The following is an 18,569-nucleotide window of genomic DNA, read 5'->3' as shown; positions in this document are numbered from 1 at the left end:
ATTACGTTGGAGGTTTTTATGGACATTCACTCATTGCGACGTGACGGCCTGAGTATCCGGGCCATTGCTAAGAAGCTCGGCATTCACCGGCAGACTGTCAAAAATCATCTCGCGGCAACCACATTGCCCCAATACCACACGAAAAAGCGCCGGCCTTCTGTTCTTGACCCCTTCCGCCAGATCATCAAGGACTATGTCGAGCAGGACGACTACCAAGCAACCTGGATCTTTGACCGACTCAGGAAAATGGGCTATGTCGGCAGCTACGAAACCGTGCGGGATTTCGTTCGCCCTCTCAAGGAGCAACAAACCCGTCTGGCCTATATCAGATTCGAGACCGAGCCTGGCCTGCAGGCCCAGGTTGATTTCGGCGACTATCAGATTGTCGAACCAGACGGCACCACCACCACGGTCCATGCCTTTTCCATGCTCCTCGGCTTTTCCCGCGCCATGTATGTGGAGTACGTCGAGCGCTGCACCATGGAAGCCTTCATGGACTGCCACATCAACGCCTTCCGTTACCTTGGCGGGGTGCCGGCGGAGATCCTGTACGACAACATGAAGAACGTGGTGGTCGACCGCAGTGAGGGGAAGGCGAATTTCAACAAGGAATTCCTCCATTTCGCCCATCACTACGGCTTCGCAGCCAAGGCCTGCCCTCCCTATAGCCCATGGGTAAAGGGCAAGGTGGAACGCCCCATGGACTATATCCGGGAGCGTTTCTGGCGGGGCTACACCTTCACCACCCTCCAGGCCCTCAATCGGGACATGCGCCGTTGGCTTGACGAAACCGCCAACCGTCGAGTCCATGGCACCCATCATCGGCCGGTTTGCGATCGCTGGCAGCAGGAAAGCTCCTTGCTCGGGAAACTGCCGCCCACCGACTACGACACCTCCATCAAGGTGTATCGCAAGGTCTACAAGGACTGTCAGATCTCCTACAACACCAACCGCTATCTTGTCCCTCACCGGGTGGTGGGCAAAAGAGTGCTGCTCAAGATCAAGCACGGCGTCATCGCCATCTTCCACGATCACGACTTCCTGGTCAGCTACCAGGAGGCAGGCGGAAAGCACGAGTTTGTCGGCAACCGCCTGTTCTACGACCAACTCCGCCGCGATCAGCAACAGCTCACCCGCAAATATGGCAAAGGCAAGGGCAAGGCCACCAGGGGACTCACCTCCGGCAGCCTCTATCCGCAAGTCGAGCAGCGCCCCCTGGCCGAGTATGACCTGTTTGCACAGGGGGGTGTCGCATGGAACAACTGACCAGTGAACGTCTCCAGGACAACCTGCAACGCCTCAAGCTGAGCCGGGCCGCAGAGGTGCTTGACGCCATCGTCCAAGATGCCGAGGGGAACAAGAGCTCGTATCTGGCCTTTCTTGATCACCTGCTGGAAGAGGAGGTGGCGGCCAAGGACACCCGGCGAGTGCAGACCGCCATGAAAACCGCCGGCCTCCCCAGCGCCAAGACCATCGATGAGTACGACTTCTCCTTCCATCCCAACCTGGACAAGAAGGCGGTCATGGAGCTTTTCGAGCTTGATTTCATTACCAAGCACGAAAACGTCGTCTTTCTCGGCCCGCCCGGGGTCGGCAAGACCCACCTGGCAACGGCCCTTGCCATCAAGGCCTGCCATCATGGTTTCAAGGTCTACTTCACAACCATGGAAACCCTGATCAGAAAACTCAAGGAAAGCGGACAGTCCAAGCATAAAGCGTATCTCAGCTCCAGCCTGGTTGTGGTGGATGAGGTCGGCTACCTCTCGGTCAATCCCCAGGAAGCCTACCTCTTCTTCCAATTCATCTCGCACCGCTACGAGAGAAGCTCCACCATAATAACCTCCAACAAGAGCTTCGGGGACTGGCAGGAATTTTTCGGAGATCCGGTGATAGCCACCGCAATCCTCGACCGGCTCCTTCACCACTGCCGAGTGGTCAACATCAAGGGCCACAGCTACCGGCTGCGGGGCCACTCGATCACAAAATCAACTATCAAAGAACAAGGTGAAACACTGGCAGAAAATCAACCCATGTAACCGAACCATTTGCAGCGGCTGGGAGAGACCGCTTCGATGAACGCTTTGGGCGACAAACTCCGCTGGCGTCTTCGCAGACCTCTTTCCCTCACAGGTGGTACACTTTTACTTTGCCGAAACTGGTACACTTTTACTTCTGTATTGACAGCTTGGGATTCTTCACCTGTTTCGTCAATGCCGAGTCGGTCGCCAAATTCCGGGTGGTTGAAAGCAATGACAGCAACAAGACCGACAAAAAAGACCCGCGCGTTATCGGCACCCTGGCCAAGCTCAATAAGGTGATCAAATACCGGCTGATCGGCGAGGAGTATCTGATGCTCAGAAAACTCCATAAAATATACGATGAATGCGACGTGACCATTACCAGCCTGCGCTGCCGGATCGCCAAGCTGCTGGTCGAGCTGTTCTGCGATTATTCGTTTCAAAAGGACTTTCTCTACAGCAACTCCGGCCTGGCCTTGGTTGAGCAGTATGGCTGCAACCCATACCGGATCGTGGAAGACGGATTTGCGGTTTTTGCCGGGAAGATGAAGAAAAAGGCACCGCGCATCAGAGAGGAAACCCTCAAGCGCCTTTGGGACGATGCGGCCAGTTCGACCCTGAACGAGATGCCGAGCGGATACGTTGCTGTTCTGGAAGACCATCTCTACGATCTTTTGGCAAACTACTTCCAGCAGGTGGACCGGAAGGAGGAAATCACCGGGCAAATGCTGGATATCCTGGCGCGACTGCGGGAAAAGGACCCCAACATCCCGCCGCCGACTCCGCAGGTGATTTCGGAGAAGAATCTGGCCCGCTTTCTCGGAGAAACCGGCCCACTCTCCGACTTCGAGAACTGGCGGAAATTGATGCGCTATGCAGGGCTGAACCTCAAGACCAGACAGAGCGGCACCTTCCAGGGGCAGAACAAGATCAGCAAAAAGGGCAGGCGCTTGCTCAGGAAGGTGCTGCAGGCAATCGCCTTGCCGCTGGTCAGAAAAGGGCAACTTTACGGCGAGGTGTACCACAAGAAGAAGGATGTGACCAAAATGCCGGGCAACAAGGCGATGACGGTAATTGCCCGCCAGATGCTCAAGAAACTCTACGGCTGGTACCGATCCGGAGAAAAGTTTGACGAACAGCGTTTTTTCAACTGCAAGAGCAGATGCCTGCAAATGGCCGAGGCCGCCTGAGCGCGCAGAACAAGACAAGAAAGAAAGACAAAGTCCGGTGAACCCCGGCCCGGAGATGACCGCAATTCGCTGGTGATCCTTTAGGGAATCATCAGGTGCACAATCCGTCACTCGGGCCGGGAGTTCCCGACATGGCCGATAAAGTATGGCCGTCCCGCCCCCTGATTGGGCCAGGACCGAAGCTTGGTAGGATTGCCAGTCGCGAACGGATTTCATTGGACTTAAAGGATCGCCTATTGCATTTTTTTCATCTTTACAGGAGAGCCTTGACTTTTAACGCCTAAAGGTATGTGATTGTTAGATTTCAGCTCATCCATTACTTGCCTGCTTACGTATTGAGATGATTTCTTCTTCATTAATTCCAAGTGACTCAAGAAAATCCTGATGGGCTTCGGGTGAGATTTTTTCGAATTCGACGTGCCATTTCTCCATGTCGGTATCATTTAGTCCTGTCGCCCTTAACAAAGACACCCACCTTTCCTTGGTCATTATTCTAGTATGTTTTGTAAGACTTTTACTGTTCAGCGCTTGAACAATGATTTTCTGTTGTTGTCTCAACTTTTGGATATCTTCGTTAATCTTAAATAAACGAGTTTCGAGAGCGGCACATATTTTGTTGTCATCCTTCTCAAGGATATGAGCAATGGACTCCAAAGACATTCCGGTTTCACGAAACTGTGATATTTTGCCCATTCTTACCAAGTCACTTTCAGAATAGAGCCTATAGTTAGAGCTGCTCCGGCCACTCGGCGAGAGCAATCCTATTGAGTCGTAATAAAGTAACGTGCTTCGCGAAATGGAATACTTTTTGGCAACTTGTCCTATTGTATACATTGGTGCACACCTGTCATTGCGGAGCTCGGTTAGCCATCATAGCTAACCGAGCCTTCTAAGATTGGCAACGCTAGTGATGAATTTTTGCTTCCTGCTTAATTAGCTCATTGCCTTCAATCATTTTACCAGTAGTAAGATAGTGGTTAATGGCAAGTGTAAATTCATCCATGAATTTAGCAAAACTATCAGCTGTAAATTCATTAACGATTTTCTCTCCATCTCTACCAATGGCGGTTTGCTCGTATGAAACACTGGCGCTTGTCATCTTTCCTTCCTCGCTATCGAGGGTTATTGCAAACCGACCAACGATGACCCCAGGGACAATTCGGTACATTGCTACTTCGAAGTTAACCGGATCGTGCTTAGACACAACCCATATCGCGTCATTTGGGGTATCTTCTTCGACAAAAAGACACTCTTGCTCCATAACGCCAGAGTTTGAAACTACCAGTTTCGGATCCCAATCCGGGGCCCAGTCTTTTTCCTTAACTGGACACAGCAACGGAAACACTTGATCTCTTGTTCCCTCCCACATTTGTGTGCAAGTATGCGTTTTTCGTACTGGTTTAACGATCTTCATACGCTTAAGCTCCTGGTTTTGGTTGTTCACGACTGTATGCCGTGAAAAAACAACCATAAACTATGAAGCTATAGACAGGTCAACCGCATAAAAACTAACGCCTTCAATCAGCCGAGGCGTTAGTGGACGTCTGATTGAAGCGTTAGTTTTTTAGCTACGATGAATTTCACATTCTCTCGTTTTTCGTGTTGCTCAGAGCCAAGACCAGAAAGGAGCTCTTTGCAAAATTCAGCGTATTCTGCTCCCAACTCTTCTTTTAATCTTTGCATTCTATTGAGCCTTGCCGACCAACCTTCGATAATTTCCTTGGGTGCTGCGCCAGTGAAATTTAACTCAGGGTCAGTAACATCATTGTCAACATGAACTATTTCGAATCCGGCACTTTGCAACAAGCCTTGCATCTTCGCACCAAAATTGAAGTCATAAATGCCGGATTTGTATGATTCCAGTTCAAAGTGCCTCACTCTTTCATAGTACTTACTATTTTTTTCGAGATTTCCGGAAACGAAGCATGAGACATCAAGCAGTGCTATCCAACCTCCTTGATTCATCGACGAATATATTGAAGTTAAAAAGTCGAGTGGATTGCGAAGGTATGAAAGGGAAAAGCTACTCCAAATTCCGTTTACCGATTCGACTGGCAGGGTATCAAAACTTAGAAAATCAGCACATATAAAAGCTTCATTGCTATTTTTACTCGACTCACAGAAATCAATGAATTCCTGGTTCATATCAATTCCCAAGACATTTTTAACACGGCGCGAAAAAAGACGTGACATGCCGCCAACAGAGCAACCAAGATCAATAACTGAATCATCTTGACTCATCGGTATGAACTGAAGATAGCGTTCCCATTCTCTCCATTTCTGTTGTTTTTCATATTCTTGAAAAAGGTTCACCAACTTCTCCGTGTACTTTTGAAATCTAACGCTATTCATGAGTTGCCGGGCCAATGATGTTTTTCGCGACTAGCGCCGCAGACGTTTACCCGGTCAACTCAATGAAATTGTTCGATGTATTTTCAATTCACACTTCTCGCTTCGCGTATTCTTCACGCCAATTTTTCAGAGAAGTCATATCTGTCAGAATATCGTCTGGCTTCGGCAGTTCAACAGGTGCTTCCGCTGGCTGTGAGTGTTCAAAACCAGAATATTTTGTCATGAGTGAATCAAGGAGGTTGCAATCCTCCCCCCGTAACTTAGCTAAATTCTTGAGCTTCAACGTTTGTACTGGGCGCTGAAATCGTTGAACCACCCCGCAAAGCAGGTCATTTTCGATAGACCGCTCCACCAATGTTCTGAAATCGCTGCATATAGACTTCAGCAAGATTTCGGCAAGTTCGAATTCGCCGTTTTCACTCGCCTTCTTTGCGTCCTGGTATCTTTGATTCATGAGCGTGTTAAGGGCAGTTTTGATGTCACTCTGTGAAAGTGGAATGGGAGCTGGCTCTCCGGTACCCCAGTCAGCAGAGCGAACGCTAATCACATCAGGCTTTATTGACTTCTTTTCAGCAAAATGCCTGACAGTTCCCAGCAAAGACAGGCGGTGAGTAAAGACAATAATTTGTTTTTCCTGAGACAATTCTATCAGTCTTTGAACCACGGCCTCTTCATAGCTCTGGTCAAGCGATGATATTGGATCGTCGAAGATAAAAGGAGCCTGATTTCCCTTGCCCGTTACGTCGGCCAAAAATGCCGCAATGGAAACAATTCGATTTTCCCCCTCACTCAGGACATCGGCGAGGCCTTTCTGAGAGGCACCTCGAAGCTGGAGCTTATGGAGGACCCGGCCTTTGGAGACTTTTGATTTAACTAGCTCAACCTTCACTTGAGACGCACCGAACGCCTTGATTTCTGAGTTAAATCTCTGCACAAACTCATCAGTAATCAACACTTCTGCCAGTTCTCCTTTTTTCTGGGACAGGGCTTTTGTGTTGGTCGACTTCTTGGCTTTCTGGATTTGGTTCAGCAACTTCAAACGGCTGACTTCTTCATTAATGGCGACGCGGTGTTCAGACAACCATTTTCTGGCCTGTAGGCTGTTCAGCTTTTTTTTGATCTCCTCTCGGTTGTCGCTTTTGGCATCTTCTTCATATTTGGCCGCGAGTTCATCAAGGCTCTTTGAATGAGCATTTGCTTTTTCGATCCATTTCGGTGAGAGCAAAGAATCGGGAATGGATTCTTCGGAATCGATCTTAGGGAGTTGGTCTTTCCTGCTCTGCAATTGAGCAAAGAAATCATTTACTTGGCTGGCAAATTCATCATGTGAAATGCTTGTCGCATCGATACGAGCCTTCAATGTTTCCGAAGTTGGTAACGCCTCGATAGTTTGACTGGCGGTTTCATATGCTTTGGCTGCATCTGATGCGGCTTTTTGCATTTCACCCTTCACGAAATTTTCGAAGGAAATCAATCGCTCCTTGGCCTCCTCGGTCAAGGTTTGATGGCACAGGACACAACGGGAACCGTCAGAAACATTCGGGTACTCAACTTCTTTGTAGGCAGCCGATACAGAGTAGTTCCGGGCTGCCTCCCAAAGGGCTTTCCATATGTCAGACCCGATGCCTTCAAGCTCGCTGTCGGAGAACACCTTGTGCGCTGCGGCATCTGCCGCTGCTTTCTTGAGAATCGACTTCTTTCTGGCAGCAATGATCCTCCGAAAATTCTCGTCCGACAATTGCTCCATAAACTTTTTGGTATCCTGGACCAGAGTGTCGATATGTTGCTTCTGCTTCCTGAGTTGCTTAGCTTTTTCGGACGGTGCCTGTTCGGCTAGGCGCTGCAGTAGCGTTTGGATCTCAGTGTCATCACTGCTGCTAAATATGCAATGTTTGTCGATGTCCTTGGCAGAGGTCTTGGCATTGATAGATTCATACCAAATGCCTTCCGGAGTAACTTTCTTGTCATCCGGTATATTCGGCTTTTTGGACTGATGCCGGTTGGCCTCGGCGTCTAACGCCGAGGCCAACTTTTCACATGTGAGGATAAGCGAACTGAAAAACGATAATACAGGTGGCTCGTAGCTCACCTCGTCCTCGCTACTGACAAAGACCTTGCCAAACGAGGTGTCGTAAATATCAACACTATTAAGGTCATCGCAGACACCTTGCCCTGACCAAGTATGACTCTTCAAGATGCCGTTCTGCTCAAACGAAATACAGGCCTTCTGTACAGCGGAACCGGGCTCATAAACATTATTGTGCAGGGTACCCATCTCGCGGGCACCGCATACATGCTTGAGAAGTCTGACGTAGCCGGATTTACCTGACCCGTTGTTACCATAAACAATCGTTATATTGCCTTTACCAAACTCAAGTGGCTTTTTCGGAGAAAGGGCGTTCACTCCTTCAACATCACTGATTGAACATAAACGCAAGTTGCCGGCAGCACCGGCGGAGAATGCGGACGCTGGAATGGAGCAAGTCGATTTCGACAACTTGCCGTCAGCTTCCTGTTGGCACAAGGTTGTAAGCTCAGAGATGTCTTCTTCAGTTAACTCAGACTGTTGAAGTAGCCGCGTTGCTGCGATCTGGAGCCACTGAGGGCGCTCAGAAAACCAATTGGACAAATATTCCATTTTATTGGACATAAGCCAGGCTATTCCTTTGTATGAGTTCCTTATTTTTGTTCATCGAACGAGAAGGCTCACCGGAAAACTGGCCGTAGGCCAGATTTTCCGTGTGCAGCCGTTTGTTATGCCTAATTTCTTTATACATAATCGCCTGGATAAAATTTACCACCGAATCAATATTGCTCCGATTAAAAGAAATCCTGCGCCAATTCCTCGTGTAATAGTTATGGGTTGAATTGGCACATTCATAACGCCGAAATGGTCAAATGCGACTGATGTTATTAACTGGCCAACTACTATTAATGCGACAACGGTGAAGATACCCAGTCGGGGTAATAGCAGGATCGAAATAGCTATGTAAATGGCTCCAAACAGACCTCCTGTCCATGACCATAATGAGCTACGTAAAGTCAGGTTGGCAGTCACAATTGGATCTCGCATCAAAAAAATCATAATGAGCATAACGATTGTGCCGCCAAGATAGCTAAAGAATCCAGCCCACCAAGGTGATCCAATTTCAAAACGAAGATTTGAATTGACTGCCTGCTGGATTACAAAGCTTGCTCCTGCAAATAGTGCAATTAACATAAGTGAGATATTCTGTAAGGTTAACAAACGTCTGCCTCCACATTAATTGTTTGTTGCTAAATGACCTTGTGAACACATTTGTATCTTATCTTTTAAGTTCGGCATAACTATATTATTATCTAGCGCGAGATTTTGTGACGTTCTCGCCTGCCTAACAACTTTTCTTGCAACAAAATGCAGCCAATTTTATTATTATCTCGCACCGACGCTAGATAACGATACATATTTATCATTATCTAGCGCTAGATAATCTCGCCGGAAAATTATCCATGACCTCGCTGCATGATTTCGAAGGGTATCTTACGGATAGGCGGCTGTCCAGAAAAAACAGCTTCCCTATTTCATCCGCTGGGCCTCCAACTCCCTTGCCTTTTGTGAAAAATCCGGGCTGAGTCCGGACAGTGAAAGCCATGTCCAGACCATTGCGAATTGAATACTCCGTCGCTTGGTACAAAAAATCGTTTTCCATGGCGGGTTGGCAGATTTTGGCGTGCAAAATCTCCTCGCCCGCCCCCTTTTTCACCTTCGTTTCCTTCTCGAAAAGCTCCGTGGCATTCTCCGGCAACTGCTTCTTCCTGTCCGTGATCTGGTTCGGATGCACATCAAAACGTTGCGCTAATTCCGTCATGGTCTGCTCGGCGTCCCTGACCTCCTCTCTCGCCACTTTCGCCGTGAAGGCCGCCCAGTGATTTCTACGGGTTCTTTTTTACCATGTCCTGCTCCTGCCTGTTTCGTCAATGTTAACAGATTGGCGCGGTTCTTCCACGGCCCCCCCTGTTCAGTTTATCCAGACCAGCCCTGCTCCTGTCGGGTGATCATTGACACCGGAATCGGCTTTGCTGTTGAACGGTTTCAGCCCCGGGGAATTCCAATCGTAACAGTCGTATAATGAGGAGACGATAGCGGCAAACAAACTTGCTTGCCAGGCCCCGCCCCCAATTCGTCCCGGCAGGTTTATTCATTACGGAAAAAATATCGAAAGGCGGTTGACTGGGGACGAGACAGGGGAATTCGGGAGCTATTTTTTTTGGGAGTCGGGCCGGATGCGCCACAAAAAAAAGGCCCTGATTTCTCAGGGCCTTTTTCCTCCGATGGGTTGCATCGGATTATGTGCTGGTGCCGAAGGCGGGACTCGAACCCGCACAGGCGTAGCCTACTACCCCCTCAAGATAGCGTGTCTACCAATTCCACCACTTCGGCACAATCGTATATTCTTCCCACAAACCCCTGGCAGGGTCTTACTCGCTCTTGGCCGGCGCCTGCTGTTGCTCGCCAAGGGGTACATCGTTCGCGGCCGGCGGCAGCGGGATGGCCGGTGCCGGTGCGCTTTTCTGCTCGCCGGCCGCCGGAGTGACCTCCTTCATCACCGAGCCGTCGCCCATATTGGTTGAATAATAGGCGAGCAGAATCGAGGTCAGCATGAAGATGATCGCCGCCCCGGTGGTGATCTTGTTCAGGAGCGGCACCGGGCCGTCGGTCCCGAAAACCGTCTGGCTCGCGCCACCGAAGGCGGCGCCCATGTTCGCGCCCTTCCCGTGCTGGAGAAGCACGATCACGATCAGGAAGAGGCAAACAATGATATGGATTACGGTCAGCAGGGTTTCCATCTTCTTATTCCATTAGCTCTGGAAATGAATGATGCGCGAAAAGGTATCGGCCTTGAGGGCTGCGCCGCCCACCAGGGCGCCGTCGATATCCTTCTGGCGCAGGAGATTGTCCACATTCCCAGAATTGACGCTGCCACCATACAATATTCTCATTTGGCAGGCAATACTTTTCTCATACATATCACTCAGCAGATTTCTCACGAATTCATGGGCTTCCTGGGCCTGTTCCTCCGTGGCCGTCCTGCCGGTGCCGATGGCCCAGACCGGCTCGTAGGCGAGCACCAGATTGGCGAGATCGGCGATGGTGATCCCGGCCAGTCCCGCCCGCACCTGGCGTTCGAGCACCGCCATGGTCTGGCCGGCTTCCCGCTCGGCCAGGGTTTCGCCGATGCAGAGCACCGGGGTGACCCCGAAGCGCAGGCAGCCGGCCACCCTTTTATTGATAAGGGCGTCGGTTTCGGCGAAGAGGTGGCGCCGCTCGGAATGACCGATGATCGCCATGCTGCCGCCGGCATCGAGGAGCATCCGCGCCGAGATCTCGCCGGTAAAGGCGCCCTGCTCCTCCCAGCAGAGGTTCTGGGCCGCGAGCTTCACCGCCGACCCGCGCAGCACCTCGCCCACCGCGGCCAGGGCCGTGAAGGGGGGAGCCACCATCACCTCCCGGTCGCTCAGGTCGCTGCTGGCCGCGACCACGGCCGCGGCCAGACCGCGCGCCTCGGCCAGGGTGGTGTGCATTTTCCAGTTGCCGGCAATCAGGGGTTTGCGCTGCATGAGCGAGGCTCCTTTGCTATTCTTTTGCTTCCAGGGCCTCGACCCCGGGAAGTTTCTTGCCCTCCATCAACATGAGAAACGCGCCGCCGCCGGTGGAAATGTAGGAGATGTTGTTGGATTCTCCCGCCTTGTGCACGGCCACATCGGTATCGCCGCCGCCGACGATGGTCAGGGCGTGGGAATGGGCCAGGCGCTGGACCATGGCCATGGTCCCCCGGGAAAAGGCGTCCATCTCGAAGGCGCCCATGGGACCGTTCCAGATGATGGTTTTCGCATCCTCCAGGGCCTCGGAAAAAAGCACGGTGGTGGCGGGACCGATATCGAGCACCATCCAGTCCCGGGGCACCTCCTGCACCGGCACCCGCTTGGTTTCGGCCCGGGCCTCGAACCTGTCGGCCACGATGCAGTCCACCGGCAGATAGAGCTTGACCCCCAGGCGTTTTGCCTTGTTGATCAGCTCCCTGGCGGTATCGAGCAGCTCGTCTTCCACCTTGGACTGCCCCATGTCATAGCCGATGCTCTTCAAAAAGGTATTGGCCATGGCGCCGCCGATGATCATCTTGTCCACCCGGTCCATCAGGTTGTGCAGGGCGCCGAGTTTGCTGGAGACCTTGGCGCCGCCGACAATGGCGGCCAAAGGCCGCATGGGATTGCTGACCGAACGGTGGAAGTAATCCATCTCTTTCTGCAGGAGAAAGCCGGCGGCGCACTGCTCGACGAACTGGGTCACTCCCACCACCGAGGCATGGGCCCGGTGCGCCACGGCAAAGGCATCGTTGATGTAGATATCGCAGAGGCTGGCGAGCTGGCTGGCAAAGCCCTCGTCGTTCTGCTGCTCTTCCGCGTGGAAGCGCAGGTTTTCCAGGAGCACCACGCTGCCCGGCTCCATGGCCTCGACCATGGCCCGGGTCTCCTCGCCGATGCAGTCCGGAGCCAGCCTGACCTCCTTGTTCAGCAGCCGCGAGAGGCGCTTGGCCGCGGGGGCCAGGCTGAATTCCGGCTTGCGGCTGCCCTTGGGCCGGCCGAGGTGCGAGCAGATGATGATCTTGGCGTTTTCGTCCAGGGCGTAGTTGAGCGTGGGCAGAACGCCACGGATCCTGGTGTCGTCGGTGATGTTCTGCTGCTCGTCCAGGGGCACGTTGAAGTCCACGCGGATGAGCAGTTTCTTTCCTTTGATGTCAAGGTCTCTGATATTTTTCAAGCGACACTCTCCCCTATCACTTTTTCCATAATGAGCGCGTGGTCCGGCGGGGAGGCGTAGTAATTCCTCCGCATGCCCACCTGCCGGAATCCGGCTTTTTCATACAAGGCCTTTGCCGCCCGGTTGGCCGAGCGCAGCTCGAGAAAGAGCCGCTGCCCACCCCGGGCCGCCAAATAATCGATACTGTGGGCAAGAAGCAGCGAAGCGATCCCCCGGCGCCGGTCTTTTTGGCGGACGGCGATCCGGAAAAGCTCCGCCTCCCCGGCCACCAGCCTGCCGCAGACAAAGCCGCACACCGGGCCGGGCCGGCCGGCGGCAACGGCCACGAACTGCCAGCCGCCGTCCCGCGCCAGCTCGTCGGCCAGCTGGGCCAGGCTCCAGGGGGAAGGATTTTCCTCCTCGATGGCCGCAACCTGGGCAAGGTCCGCGGCCGACATCGGCCTGGGCGAACAGGCGGCCGCCACTAAATCATCTGCTCGGCAATGGAAACGGTCCGGTCACCGAGAACATTGGTATAGCTGCCCAGCTCATTGTCGTACCAGCCGTAAACAACGGCCTGGGTCACCGGCACTTCCAGCTTGGCCGGCCCACCGCTGCAGCCCAGGTGGGCCAGACTGACGCTGAGATTGGCCGTGCGGGTATGGGTTTCGGTTCCCTCGATCACCGCTGCGGCAAAGGGCATGCCGATGATGTCGCTGGAAACGTGCTGCTGGTCGGTGTACTCCAGGTACCGGCTGTTCTGGGCATAATCCCGGTAAATGGAATTGATGAGATCGCGCTTGATCGGCTTTTCGATATCCTCGTCCTGCAGGTTCAGCACCAGGATGATCAGCGAGCCGGTGTTGGTGGGAATCCGCACCGACTCGGCGATGAAGCCGATCTTCTTCATCTCCGGGATGACCAGGGGCAGGGCCCGGGCCGCGCCGGTGGAGGTCAGAATGATATTGTTGAAGATGCTGCGGTTTTTCCTGAGGTCGGTGGCCCCGGCATTGGGCAGGCGGTCCAGAACCTGCTGACTGCCGGTGGCGGCATGCACGGTCACCATGGAGGCGCTCAGGAAGCGGTCCGCCCCGAAATGGTCAAGCAGGGGCTTGATCATGAAGGAGAGGCAGGTGGTGGTGCAGGAGGCAGCGGAAACCAGGGCGTGCTGGCCGGGATTGAAATCGCCGTCGTTGATCCCCATCACGGTGGTGACGGCGTCCGCCGGCATTTCGAGCCCCTTGGTCTTGATCTTGAAGGGCGCGGAAAGAAGCACCTTTTCGGCGCCGGCCTGGATATGGCCGCGCAGCGCACCCTTGGGATTGTCGGCATCGGCGGTGGGGTCGGTGAAGACGCCGGTGGTATCCACGACCAGACGCACCTCGTTTTCCTTCCACTTGATGCCGCCGGGATTTCTCGATTCGCGCAGGATCTTCACCGGCACGCCGTTGATGGTCATGGTGCCGGCGGCTTCATCGAGATCCTCGATCACCCGGCCGGCCTTGCAGCCGTGCAGGTACATGCCGAGTCGGCCATAGGTGCTGTCCCGGTCGATGCAGGCGGCGATGTCCTGCAGCCCGGTGCCGATCTGACGGCCAACGTTGACGACGATTTCAGAAAAATGTTTACGGGAAACATGATGCCAGAGCGAAAGCTTTCCGATTCTCCCCAGCCCGTTAATGCCTAATTTCATTTGTAAAAATCTCCCTTTGCGCTTTTAGTAAACAGGCAAAATCATTGCGGACATAATTCCGCTGATTATACGAAAGGGGGCATCTCCAAGCAAGGAAAACTTTACCGCCCCGCGCGGCCGCTTCGCCTCCGGCAGAGGTGGAACGGCCTATGGCGTCCCTTCCTCCGCCAGGGGCCGCGGAACTTTTTCCAGGGGCGATGCCGCCGGAATCTCCTTGCCGAGCCCGGGGTCTAGCTCCTGGAACTTGCGGGCCGTGACGAGGACGCGGCCCTCGAAGGAGCCCATCGCCCGGTTATAGGACTCCACCGCCCTTTCAAGCCCCTTGCGCATATCGCCGAAATGGCCGGCGAGAACCCCCAGGCGGTCGTGGAGGGTACGGCCCAGTTCGCCGATCACCTGGGCGTGCTCGGCGATTCTCTCCTGCCGCCAGCCATAGGAGACAGCGCGGAGAAGGGCGATGAGGGTGGTGGGGGTGGCCAGGATGACCCGCTGGGCCACGCCGGCCTCGATCAGCTCCGGATCCTGCTCCAGGGCGGCGCTGAAAAAATTCTCGCCGGGCAGGAAAAGCACCACGAACTCGGGCGAAGGCTGAAACTGCTCCCAGTAGGACTTGCCGGCGAGCCGGCCCAGATGGGTGCGTACCTGCCGGGCATGTTCCTGGAGACGGGCGAGGCGCGCCTCGTCGCTTTCCGCCTGCATGGCCTCCAGATAGGCGGAAAGCGCGGCCTTGGAATCCACGACGATATTCTTGCCTCCCGGCAGCCGCACCACCAGATCCGGCCGCAGGCGGCCCCCTTCTTCCCCGGCCGCGGACTCCTGCTCGACGAAATCACAGTGCTCAACCATCCCGGCCATCTCCACCACCCGCCGCAGCTGGATCTCGCCCCAGCGCCCGCGCACCGTGGGCTGCCGCAGGGCCTTGACCAGATTGGCGGTCTCGCCGTGGAGCCGGGCCTGGGTGGTGGCCAGGGATCTGACCTGCTCCGTGAGGCCGGCATAGGCTTCACCCCGCTCCTTTTCCACCAGCCTGAGCTGGGCGTCCACCTTCTGCAATGACTCCCGCATGGGGTTGAGCAGCTCCTGGATGGAACGTTTCTTGACCTCCAGATCGGCAAGCCCCCGCTCCTGGAACTTGGCGAGGGTCTGCTGGGCCAGCTCCAGGAAGCGCTGGCTGTTGCTCTGGAAGATATCCGCGGAAAGCGCCTTGAAGGCGTTGGCCAGCTCCTGGCGCGCCTCCTGCAGCAGGGCCTGTTTTTCCTGCAACTGGCGCTTTTCCGCGGCCAGGGTGGCGGCGAGCTCGGAATTTTTGCTGGCCAGCGCGCTGTTCTCCCTGCGCAACTCGACAAGCTCGGCATTGCCGGCCGCCAGCCGCTGTTGCGCCTCGGCAAGCTGCGCCGCGCGGCCGGCAAGACGCTCTTCCGCCACGGCCTGCCATGCGGCCAGCCCGGCCGCCCGGCGGCGGCCCGAAACAATCCAGGCCAGCAGCGCCCCGGCGGCAAAGGCAAGCAAGGCGAGCCCCATGGGAAATACATTCGTGACACTTTCCATCGACACCCCCTGAACAGTGATCGGGAAACGGATTCATGGAAGCCGGAGACTAACAGCAAAGAGGGCGCCTGTCCAACAGGATCATGACAGCCCCCCCGTCCCGTCCCGGGATAGTAGACATTATCAATATTGACTTTTCCCGGGAAACAATTATTTATTAAATGATCAATCCGCTCTTATCCGCAACCCGATAAAGACGCAGCCGCACCGCAGGGAACCCACGGGGCTCATTCCCAAGAGAGCCCTTTATTTTTTTATATCTTCAAGATCTTCCAAGGAGGAAGCCATGCTGAAAGACGGCGAAAAAGGAGCCGTACTCCAACGCGACAAGGAAACCTACGCCATTGTCCCGCATCTGCCGCTGGGACTTGTCACACCGGAACAGCTGCGCAGGATTGCCGAGGTGGCCGAAAAATACCAAACCGCGGCCCTCAAGGTGACCAGCGCCGCCCGCATCGCCATTGTCGGCCTCAAGGAAGAGGACATCGATCAGGTCTGGAAAGAGCTGGGCATGAATCCCGGCGCCGCAGTCGGCCTCTGCGTCCGCAGCATCAAGGCCTGCCCGGGCAATACCCTCTGCCGGCTCGGTCAGCAGGACGCCCTGGCCATGGGCACCGAGATGGACAAGCGCTACCACGGCATGGAACTGCCCGGCAAGCTGAAAATGGGCGTTTCCGGCTGCCCCAACCAGTGCGCCGAAACCTCGGTCAAGGATCTGGGCCTGGTGGGCAAGGCCAAAGGCTGGACCATCCAGGTCGGCGGCAACGCCGCTTCCAGGGCGCGCATTGGCGAAGTGCTGGTGGAAAACCTCACCGGCGAGGAGGCCCTGGCCACCTGCGACCGCATCGTCAGCTATTTCAAGGAGAACGGCAAAAAGGGCGAGCGGATGGGCCGCTTCATGGACCGGGTCGGTTTCGACACCTTCAAGGCCGCCGTCCTTGCCCGATGATCGCGGCGCTCCCGGCGGCTGCCCGCCATGACCATCCCGCAAAGCCACTTTCCCGGCGCGGCTCCCGGAATTGCCCGGCAGCCGCGCCGGTCATGCCCGCCCGCGCCGGGGAAAACGCGAAATCCTGTTGACAAATCCGGCGGATCGGCTATCTTAGCAGATTCGGTAAGGATATGGGCCTATAGCTCAACTGGCTAGAGCCACCGGCTCATAACCGGTCGGTCCCTGGTTCGAATCCAGGTAGGCCCACCACTAACGCCAGAGCAGGCAAAGCAGGAAACCATTGAACGCGCGGCAAAAAACAGATCATCCGGTTAATGTTTTGGGAGAACCCAGAATCACTCTCCGGAGATAAGGTGCAACCGCTTGAGGTTAGCGCCTTTTTTATTTTAGGCTGTCACGGATAACAGCAAGGGATGCCAGAAGAACTCTTCCCCTTAAAAAAACTATTAGCGATCCTCGATACCATAAGCCCCTTCTCCCTGGCTGAACCCTGGGACAACGTCGGCCTCATGGCGGGGGATCCGGAACAGCAGGTCACCGGCATCCTGGTCGCCCTGGACCCTACCGAGGCGGTCATCGCCGAGGCGCTCTCCCACAAGCTCAACACCATCATCACCCACCACCCCCTGCTCTTCCACCCCGTAAAAAAAATCGATCGCAGCACCCCCATCGGCCGCATGCTCGCCGCCGCCCTCAGTCAAGACCTCGCCATTGTCGCCTGCCACACCAATCTGGACCTCATCGCCGACGGCGTCAGCAATGCCCTGGCCGTGCGCCTGGGGCTTACGGAAACGCGGCCGCTCACCGAAAAATCCTGCGGAACCGGCGCGCAGACCTTCGGGTTCGGCAAGATCGGCACCCTGGCCACCCCGCTGCCGGCGCGGCAGTTCATCGAGAAGCTCTTCTCCAGCTGTCGCCTGCCGGGGGTGCAGATCGCGGGCCCGCTTCCGGAAACGATCCGCAGGGTGGCCCTCTGCGGGGGCAGCGGCTCGGAACTGGCCGAAAGCGCTTTCGCCCTGGGAGCGGACGTTTTTCTCACCGGCGAAGTGAAACACAGCACCGCCCGCTGGGCCGAGGCGGCAGGCCGCTGCCTGATCGACGCCGGCCACTACGCCACCGAACAGCTGGTGGTGCCGGTGCTGGCCGAGCTCCTGACCAAGGCCTGCGGCCAGCAAGGATTCTTCCCCCCGATCAGAACCGCGGAAAATCAGAACAACCCCATGCAATGGGTTGTCTGCCATGAGAATAACCCCCTATTTGTCAACCAACAGACACATCGAGGATAACACATTGAAAGAAGACATCTCACAACTCCGGGAACTCCAGTCCATTGACCTTAAAATCAGCCAACTGGACAAAGAAATCGCCGCCGGCACGGGCAGCATCAGCAAACGCAAGGCCGGCATCGAAGCGCGCCAGGCCACCATCAGCCAGCTCAGCGAAAAAATTGCCGCCAACGAGCAGCGCCGCCGCGAACTCGAAGCGGAGCTTGCCGACGAGACCGCCCGCATCAAGGACCGGCAGACCAAGCTGATGAATGTCCAGACCAACAGGGAATACCAGAGCCTGCTCAAGGAAACCGAGGATATCAAGAAGGCGAACAAGCAGCGGGAAGACGCCATCGTCCAGCTCATGGAGCAGACCGAGGCCCTGAACGGAAAAATCAGCGAAGAGAGCAACCTCTGCAGCGGCGAAGAATCCCTGCTGGCCGAAGAGCTGGCCAAGGTGGAAAAGCAGGCCGAACAGCTGAACGCCGAAAAGAACAAGATCATGAAGACCAGGGAAAGCAAGGCGGGCTCCGTGACCGCCGCTCTTCTCAAGAAGTACAACATCCTGCGCGAAAAACGCAACGGCCTGGCCGTGGTGGAAGTGACCAACGGCGTCTGCCGCGGCTGCTTCATGAATATTCCGCCGCAGCTCTTCAACGACCTGATGAAAGAGGATAAACTCATCTCCTGCCCCACCTGCCACCGCATCATGTTTCATCAGCCGGAGACGCAGGAGGCCTGAGACGGATCCGACGGCGGAACGCCCGGCC

Annotated in this window: 18 protein-coding genes and 2 tRNA genes; 7 read left to right on the top strand and 13 right to left on the bottom strand. The window is 55.1% G+C overall.

All coding sequences use genetic code 11. The features are described from left to right. Window positions 1-18: 18 nt before the first annotated feature. From istA to ACUUL3_RS00170, 3 genes are all read left to right on the top strand, one after another. A complete protein-coding gene (istA, locus tag ACUUL3_RS00180) occupies window positions 19-1,266 on the top strand; it encodes an IS21 family transposase (RefSeq protein ID WP_448556398.1) in 1,248 nt (415 codons plus the stop codon). Further along, window positions 1,254-2,036 (top strand): IS21-like element helper ATPase IstB, encoded by a 783-nt coding sequence (istB, locus tag ACUUL3_RS00175; RefSeq protein ID WP_448551597.1) that lies wholly within the window; start codon window positions 1,254-1,256, stop codon window positions 2,034-2,036. Before istA ends, istB begins: the two co-directional genes overlap by 13 nt. Before the next feature lie 110 nt (window positions 2,037-2,146). Then, window positions 2,147-3,208, top strand: coding sequence for a transposase (locus tag ACUUL3_RS00170; protein WP_448553436.1), 1,062 nt, complete (start codon window positions 2,147-2,149; stop codon window positions 3,206-3,208). Window positions 3,209-3,517: 309 nt separating this feature from the next. Here ACUUL3_RS00170 and ACUUL3_RS00165 read toward each other — a convergent pair whose 3' ends face one another. From ACUUL3_RS00165 to rmuC, 13 genes are all read right to left on the bottom strand, one after another. Then, window positions 3,518-4,042 carry a MerR family transcriptional regulator gene (locus tag ACUUL3_RS00165; RefSeq protein ID WP_448553434.1) on the bottom strand — a complete coding sequence of 175 codons (525 nt, stop codon included), beginning with the start codon at window positions 4,040-4,042 and terminating at the stop codon, window positions 3,518-3,520. 70 nt (window positions 4,043-4,112) lie between these two features. Then, window positions 4,113-4,622, bottom strand: a complete 510-nt coding sequence (locus ACUUL3_RS00160; protein WP_448553432.1) for a hypothetical protein — start codon at window positions 4,620-4,622, stop codon at window positions 4,113-4,115. A 119-nt stretch (window positions 4,623-4,741) separates the two neighbouring features. Then, on the bottom strand, window positions 4,742-5,521 hold the full coding sequence (locus ACUUL3_RS00155) for a class I SAM-dependent DNA methyltransferase (protein ID WP_448553430.1): 780 nt from the start codon (window positions 5,519-5,521) through the stop codon (window positions 4,742-4,744). A 127-nt stretch (window positions 5,522-5,648) separates the two neighbouring features. Further along, the gene (locus ACUUL3_RS00150) at window positions 5,649-8,210 is read right to left on the bottom strand and encodes an AAA family ATPase (protein WP_448553428.1); all 2,562 of its coding nucleotides are present in this window, start codon (window positions 8,208-8,210) and stop codon (window positions 5,649-5,651) included. A 144-nt stretch (window positions 8,211-8,354) separates the two neighbouring features. Next, window positions 8,355-8,807: a DMT family transporter gene (locus ACUUL3_RS00145; protein ID WP_423123987.1), complete on the bottom strand. Its 453-nt coding sequence runs from the start codon at window positions 8,805-8,807 to the stop codon at window positions 8,355-8,357. 205 nt (window positions 8,808-9,012) lie between these two features. Continuing rightward, on the bottom strand, window positions 9,013-9,408 hold the full coding sequence (locus ACUUL3_RS00140; protein WP_448553425.1) for a hypothetical protein: 396 nt from the start codon (window positions 9,406-9,408) through the stop codon (window positions 9,013-9,015). 486 nt (window positions 9,409-9,894) lie between these two features. Further along, a tRNA-Leu gene (locus ACUUL3_RS00135) sits at window positions 9,895-9,980 on the bottom strand. Between the two features lie 38 nt (window positions 9,981-10,018). Further along, window positions 10,019-10,387 (bottom strand): preprotein translocase subunit SecG, encoded by a 369-nt coding sequence (gene secG / locus ACUUL3_RS00130; protein ID WP_448553423.1) that lies wholly within the window; start codon window positions 10,385-10,387, stop codon window positions 10,019-10,021. Window positions 10,388-10,399: 12 nt separating this feature from the next. After that, window positions 10,400-11,158: a triose-phosphate isomerase gene (gene tpiA, locus ACUUL3_RS00125; RefSeq protein WP_448553421.1), complete on the bottom strand. Its 759-nt coding sequence runs from the start codon at window positions 11,156-11,158 to the stop codon at window positions 10,400-10,402. Window positions 11,159-11,174: 16 nt separating this feature from the next. Next, the gene (locus ACUUL3_RS00120; RefSeq protein ID WP_448553419.1) at window positions 11,175-12,359 is read right to left on the bottom strand and encodes a phosphoglycerate kinase; all 1,185 of its coding nucleotides are present in this window, start codon (window positions 12,357-12,359) and stop codon (window positions 11,175-11,177) included. Continuing rightward, window positions 12,356-12,823 (bottom strand): ribosomal protein S18-alanine N-acetyltransferase, encoded by a 468-nt coding sequence (gene rimI, locus ACUUL3_RS00115; protein WP_448553417.1) that lies wholly within the window; start codon window positions 12,821-12,823, stop codon window positions 12,356-12,358. Before rimI ends, ACUUL3_RS00120 begins: the two co-directional genes overlap by 4 nt. Continuing rightward, a complete protein-coding gene (locus ACUUL3_RS00110; protein WP_448553415.1) occupies window positions 12,823-14,031 on the bottom strand; it encodes a type I glyceraldehyde-3-phosphate dehydrogenase in 1,209 nt (402 codons plus the stop codon). Before ACUUL3_RS00110 ends, rimI begins: the two co-directional genes overlap by 1 nt. A gap of 147 nt (window positions 14,032-14,178) precedes the next feature. Continuing rightward, window positions 14,179-15,579: a DNA recombination protein RmuC gene (gene rmuC, locus ACUUL3_RS00105; RefSeq protein WP_448553413.1), complete on the bottom strand. Its 1,401-nt coding sequence runs from the start codon at window positions 15,577-15,579 to the stop codon at window positions 14,179-14,181. A gap of 286 nt (window positions 15,580-15,865) precedes the next feature. On the opposite strand from rmuC, the gene ACUUL3_RS00100 reads away from it, so the two are divergent. The 4 genes from ACUUL3_RS00100 (at window position 15,866) to ACUUL3_RS00085 (ending at window position 18,541) form a co-directional block, all read left to right on the top strand. Continuing rightward, on the top strand, window positions 15,866-16,528 hold the full coding sequence (locus ACUUL3_RS00100) for an NAD(P)/FAD-dependent oxidoreductase (protein ID WP_448553411.1): 663 nt from the start codon (window positions 15,866-15,868) through the stop codon (window positions 16,526-16,528). 175 nt (window positions 16,529-16,703) lie between these two features. Continuing rightward, window positions 16,704-16,780: transfer RNA gene (locus ACUUL3_RS00095), tRNA-Ile, on the top strand. 164 nt (window positions 16,781-16,944) lie between these two features. Further along, a complete protein-coding gene (locus ACUUL3_RS00090; RefSeq protein WP_448553409.1) occupies window positions 16,945-17,817 on the top strand; it encodes a Nif3-like dinuclear metal center hexameric protein in 873 nt (290 codons plus the stop codon). Window positions 17,818-17,821: 4 nt separating this feature from the next. Further along, a complete protein-coding gene (locus ACUUL3_RS00085) occupies window positions 17,822-18,541 on the top strand; it encodes a zinc ribbon domain-containing protein (RefSeq protein ID WP_448553407.1) in 720 nt (239 codons plus the stop codon). Window positions 18,542-18,569: the final 28 nt, after the last annotated feature.

Source organism: Thiovibrio sp. JS02 (assembly GCF_053485635.1).
Note: the sequence above shows the minus strand (reverse complement) of the source record. Positions and strands in the feature narration are given on the sequence as shown.